The 5,838-nt window shown below is 35.9% G+C and carries 4 protein-coding genes; 2 read left to right on the top strand and 2 right to left on the bottom strand.

The genetic code is table 11. From position 1 onward, the window contains the following. Positions 1 to 246: 246 nt before the first annotated feature. Together Q1A47_RS19670 and Q1A47_RS19665 are read right to left on the bottom strand one after the other, a co-directional pair. On the bottom strand, positions 247 to 1,383 hold the full coding sequence (locus Q1A47_RS19670) for a M20 peptidase aminoacylase family protein (protein ID WP_299632729.1): 1,137 nt from the start codon (positions 1,381 to 1,383) through the stop codon (positions 247 to 249). Continuing rightward, positions 1,370 to 2,188, bottom strand: a complete 819-nt coding sequence (locus Q1A47_RS19665) for a MurR/RpiR family transcriptional regulator (protein WP_034678022.1) — start codon at positions 2,186 to 2,188, stop codon at positions 1,370 to 1,372. The genes Q1A47_RS19670 and Q1A47_RS19665 overlap by 14 nt, the downstream gene beginning before the upstream one ends. A 118-nt stretch (positions 2,189 to 2,306) precedes the next feature. Between Q1A47_RS19665 and Q1A47_RS19660 the strand changes: the two genes are divergently transcribed. Beyond that, positions 2,307 to 3,725 (top strand): YfcC family protein, encoded by a 1,419-nt coding sequence (locus Q1A47_RS19660; protein WP_026679578.1) that lies wholly within the window; start codon positions 2,307 to 2,309, stop codon positions 3,723 to 3,725. A gap of 17 nt (positions 3,726 to 3,742) precedes the next feature. After that, complete coding sequence (gene menC, locus Q1A47_RS19655; protein ID WP_026679577.1) at positions 3,743 to 4,849, top strand: o-succinylbenzoate synthase; 1,107 nt, start codon at positions 3,743 to 3,745, stop codon at positions 4,847 to 4,849. Positions 4,850 to 5,838: the final 989 nt, after the last annotated feature.

Below are 5,838 nucleotides of genomic sequence, written 5' to 3'. Positions count from 1 at the left end.
CACTCTTTACAAACGAGTCAAAATGATATTGCTTAGCCATACGTAATCCCTCCAAATTATTCCATTTATAATGTCAGAATAACGAATAACTTTTTGGTTTTTAAAATATCCTGCTTAACTTGACGGCTATGGGCCGTGCCCGCGGAAAGCGCGTATGTTTTCACGGTGCGGCGATGATACTCCTATTGATAACATGATTATTCGTATTTTAAGTAAAGAAGTTGTGTTTTGTCCCAGCCTTAAGGTTTAATGCTGATATACTTCCTTGATCGCTTCAAACAAGATGTGAACCCCATTCATTAACGCATCCTTATTAAAGGTCATATAAGGGTGATGAAGACCAGGGGATAAATCACAGCCTAAGCCAAGCATCGTCGCTTTTAGCTCTGGTCTTTTTATTGTATAAAAGTGGAAATCATCTCCGCCTGGTGTTACTAGTGGTGGATCTACGTTTTCAGTACCGAGTACTTTTTTGATTGCTTCTCTCATAATAGAAGTAGCCTGTTCATTTGTTCTTGCAGCTGCAATACCTTCTGTACTTGTTAATTTAATTTTTACATCATATAAATTTTTCATTGCTTCGAAAATATTTAGTACTTTATTGTCAAGTTCATCCATAATTTCATTTGATTGCGCCCGCATATCCAGTGAAAATGAAGCATTCCCTGGAATTATATTTGAACTCTTTCCACCTGCTTGGAAATTTGTCATTTTAACAGAATGGGGAACTCTTGGGTCCAAATGAATTTTACTTAAAAGATTAACAATTTGTGCACCGACCTCAATCGCATTAATATTTAAATGTGGCCTTGCTCCATGGGCATCATGTCCTCTTATTTCTGCACTGTACATCTTTGTTGCTCCATGAACGATTACTGGGGCAGCATTTCCCATTTTACATTCTTGCTGAGGGCGAAGATGAACACCAAATAGATATTCAACATTATCAACAGCACCTTTTTCTACCATCTTCAATGCTCCAGCACCTTTTTCCTCAGCAGGTTGAAAGATAAATCTTATTGCAATTTGCTTATGCAGCTCAGGTGACTGCTGTAGCTTCCATAGTAAACCTAATACCATTGCCATGTGGGCATCATGTCCACATGAATGATTGGCTTGGAAGCTGCCGTCAACTTCTTGCCAAAGAGCATCAATATCTGCACGAACAGCTACAATCGGCAAATTATCTTTAAAGTTTCCATATTCACCTACTACCCCAGTATGATCTACGAATGTGTTAACATTGCACCCATTTTCTTTTAAGATATTAGCAATATACTTTGTTGTTTCCACCTCTTCCCAGCTTATTTCTGCATGTTGATGTAAATAGTTAAATGTATCTTTAACCTGTTTTTCTAAGTCTTTCATGTTAATCTTCTCCATCCTTTATAAAGTATTTATAAGTTGATTTAATTTTCCCTCTCTTTTCTACACGTTCCACGACTTCAAATAATAAAGCGTTAACAATTGCTATGGTAACAGGTCCTTTACTGAATAACGTATTTTGACTAACTGAAATAAGAATGGTTATATCTGCATGTTCCACAACCGGTGAAACTCTAGAATCGGTTATTGCAATGACTTTAATACCTTTCTCCTTTGCTTCTTCTGCTAGGCGTATGGTATCAATGGCATATCTGTAAAATGAGAAAACAATGATACAAGATTTAACAGGTAATAGATCAAGCAAACCAGCATCCGTCTCCGGTCTATATAGGTCGGCATTTCCTAAAATATAATTTAAATTAAAGTAAAACCAATGCGCAAATGTAAAGGAGTGGTGGTAACCAGCAACGACAACTTTTTCGCTATTAATAATCGCTTCGATAATCTTTTCCATGTCATCAATGGCAATCTTCTCCATATTATTTTGCAGTATGCTTATGTCCTTTAGCATACTTTCGACATAATAGTTGCTCATTTCCTGTAGTTTTTCATCGGATTGTTGTTTGACCTCTAATAAGTGTTTTCTTACATCCTTTTGCAGAGAACTATAACCACTATAACCAATCGAATGACAGAAGCGAATAACCATTGTTTCACTAACACTAATTATTTCTCCTACTCTTTTGGCTGGGTGAATGGCAAATACCATAGGATCAGAGAGTAAAGCATCGGCGACTTTCTTTAGACCCTTTGTAAGGTTCGAAAATTCTAATTCTGTTTTTCTTACATAATTAGCCGTCAAAAGAATTCACCTTCTTTTTTTAAAGTTTTTCCAATATTTTATATTGCAATAAATTATATCCTTTATTATAATACAATGCAAGTTGATAATATTTTGAAAATTAAAAAGGAGGGAAATAATGAAAAAATCTACTAATAAGTTAAAAAGCACAAAGAGAAAGCTAGGACTTCCAGATGCGTATGTTATTTTATTTGCAATCTTAATTATTGCAGCTGTAGCGACATACCTTATACCAGCAGGTACATTTGACAGAGAGACTGTCAATGATATTACAACTGTAATACCTGATAGCTATCAACAAAGCGAACAACAACCAGCATCATTTATTCAAATATTTACAGCAATCCAACAGGGTATGATCGATTCAGCGGGGTTAATTTTTCTTGTGCTTATTATTGGCGGAGCTTTTGCGGTAATTGAATACACAGGTGCGATTGATGCGTTAATTATGAAGACGATTAATCAGACAAAGGATAAGGAATATCTATTAATTATTATTGTATGTAGTCTATTTTCTATTTTTGGTGCTTTAGGTATTATCGTAAATGCAGTTATTGCGTTTATCCCAATAGGGATTATTTTAGCCCGTTCTATGAAGTTGGATGCCGTAGTCGGTGTCTCCATTATCTATCTTGGAGCATATGCAGGGTTTAATACCGCTTTTCTTGATCCATTAACTACTGGAATGGCCCAGCAGATTGCCCAAGTACCATTGTTTTCTGGTATTGGTTTTCGGGTGCTAATTTATTTAACGGTACTTGCTTCGACAATAGGTTATATATGGTGGTATGCTAGTCGTGTCAAAAAAGACCCAATGCAGAGTGTACTTGGCGGAAACCGCTTTCCAAAATATGATGAAAAAAGTGTAGATGCTGCCCCATCTAAATTAACAGGTATACATAAATTGGTTTTATTATGGCTCGCATTGGGGATTGGAATATATATTTTTGGAGTGTTTCAGTATGCCTGGTCGTTGAATCAGATGGCCGCTATGTTTATTATTATAGCGATTGGTACAGCAATTATTGCCAGAATTAACCCAAATGAATTGGTAGTACAGTTTTTTAATGGTTGTAAAGGACTGGTATACGGAGCATTAATTATTGGAATGGCAAGATCAATTGTAGTAATTCTAGAGAATGGACAAATTTTAGACACTATTGTTCAAGGAATGGCAACAGTTATGGAACCATTTACGAGCGTCATCGGTGCTATTGTCATGTTCTTCGCTAATTTTCTTTTTAATATTATCGTATCATCTGGAAGTGGACAGGCCGTTATTGTTATGCCGATTATGACGCCACTTGCAGATATTATGGAAATACCCCGACAAGTAGCTGTTCAAGCTTATAAAATGGGGGATGGATTTTCAAATGTGATCACCCCAATTTCTGGTATCTTAATGGCTAACTTGGCAATTGCAGGTGTATCGTGGGTGAAATGGATTAAATTTGTGTTACCTTTAGTAGTCATTTGGTGTGTTATTGGAATTGTTTATTTAACCATAGCTGTTATGATTGGATGGGGACCAATATAAAAAGGAGTGAATTTTAGATGAGAATAAATGAAGTAGTTTTATATAAGATGCAAATGCAAATGAAAAATCCATTTACCACTAGTTTTGGAACGGAGCAGAATAGAGAATTTTTGTTGGTTGAAGTAAAAGGCGATGATGGAATATCAGGCTGGGGAGAAGGGGTTACATCTGAACGGCCCTTATATAGCGAGGAATTCACGTTACAAAGTTGGTATATGCTAGAGAAGTTTCTTATTCCGCTTGTTGTTAATCAAGAAATTACTCATCCGGATGATCTTCAAGAATTGTTTAAGCCGTATAAGCGTAATCATATGGCCAAGTCTGCGTTAGAAGGGGCAGTATGGGATTTATATGCGAAGCAATGTGGTGAATCATTAGCTACAAGTCTTGGAGGCACGAAGAAACGTATTGAAGTTGGAATTAGTTTGGGGATTGAAGATAGTTATGAAAAACTAATTCAAGCAATTCAAGAGAAAGTGGATGAAGGCTATAAGCGAATTAAAATAAAGATTAAACCAGGAAAAGATATAGAGGTTTTGCGAGAGGTAAGAAAACATTTCCCTAATATCCCATTAATGGTAGATGCAAACTCTGCATATACGTTAGACGATATCAACCTATTAAAAGCACTGGATGAATTTAATTTAATGATGATTGAGCAGCCACTAACAGCTGGCGATCTAATTGACCATGCAAAATTACAAAAACAAATTAATACACCAATTTGTTTGGATGAAAGTATCCATTCGTTTGAGGATGCTCGCCAAGCAATTGAATTAGGCAGCTGTAAAATAATTAATTTAAAAATAGGTCGTGTAGGTGGATTAACAGCATCGAAACGAATTCATGATTTATGTGAAAATGCAGGAATCCCATTGTGGTGCGGTGGAATGCTGGAATCAGGTGTCGGACGTGCGCATAATATAGCGGTTGCAGCATTAGCTAATTTTACACTTCCTGGAGATACAGCATCATCATCTAGGTATTGGGAAAAGGATATTATCCAACCAGAAGTTGTAGCAAAAAATGGTGTCTTGACTGTTCAGGACGCTATAGGAATTGGTTATGAAGTGGATCGAAATGAAGTGAAAAAGCATACGGTAGCAAAAAAGGTTTTTAGCTAGAATTACAAAAAAGGGACACAAACCCTGTAGAATAAAAAAGAGACTGAAACAAAAGAATGAAGAAACAATTAAAAACGAAAAGATAATTAGTTTAAATTAATTATCTTTTCGTTTTTTGATCAGAATCATTCATTTAGCACCTGAAATAAGCGAGACTCCGGCGGGAACAGCACGAGTCCGAAGATCCACTTGGTAACGTGTTTTTCTTTACCAAGTTAGCTGAGGCCGTGCCCGGAAAGCGCGTCTATTTTCACGGTGCGGCGATGATACTCCTATTGATAACATGATTATTCGTATTTTGAGTAAAGAAGGTGTTTTGTCCCAGCCTATGTTTTTTTCCTGAATGCCTTAGCGCTTTATGTAAATCTCAAACTAGAAAGAGGTAAGCAAATGAATAATATAAATTTTGAAATTAATGTTTTTTTAATAATGATACAAAAAAATAGCATTCATTTCAAACGATTACGAAGAAATACATGCTATTTTGGAAGTAGAAGAAAATCAAGAATTTCAAATATATCCAAGTTGGAATGTGAATTTCTCAATCAATAAAAACGAAATTATAATTGATCTAAATTATCAAAAAGAAGACTAAAAATTTTTTTACCTAAGGATTAAGAAAAGTCCATTAAGGATTCCTTTATTATTATCGGGAAAGGTCCTACTGTCGTCTTTCCCGGTTCCTTTTGATATGGAATTCAAATTTTCTTTCTGTTATTTGCAAAGAATCCTCTCTATCAGCTTTCCTAGCTGCTTTTTTTCATAGTTTAGGAAATTAAAAAATTAGCCCATGTGGACAAATACGGGAGTGTTGAGCCACGTCCAGCTTTAGCGCCCAGAAACTCAAACTCACCGTGACTCCTCTATCTCCGTTGACTCGCTTCAGACGCTACGTTTCTAATCGGGTGCTTGCGCTTTTGTTCTAAGTTAAGAAAGTATAAAATCAGTGCAATGACTGCGTTAAGCGAAGTAGTTATTTTGAAATGTTT

Source organism: uncultured Virgibacillus sp. (genome assembly GCF_947495635.1).
GTDB lineage: Bacteria > Bacillota > Bacilli > Bacillales > Amphibacillaceae > Virgibacillus > Virgibacillus salarius.
The sequence above is the reverse complement of the archived record's forward strand: the minus strand, read 5'-3'. Positions and strand labels throughout refer to the sequence as shown.

Coding starts and splice junctions, on each gene's coding strand:
- menC (WP_026679577.1), top strand. CDS start 3,743: ATGAGAATAAATGAAGTAGTTTTATATAAGATGCAAATGCAAATGAAA.
- Q1A47_RS19670 (WP_299632729.1), bottom strand. CDS start 1,383: ATGGAGAAGATTAACATGAAAGACTTAGAAAAACAGGTTAAAGATACA.
- Q1A47_RS19660 (WP_026679578.1), top strand. CDS start 2,307: ATGAAAAAATCTACTAATAAGTTAAAAAGCACAAAGAGAAAGCTAGGA.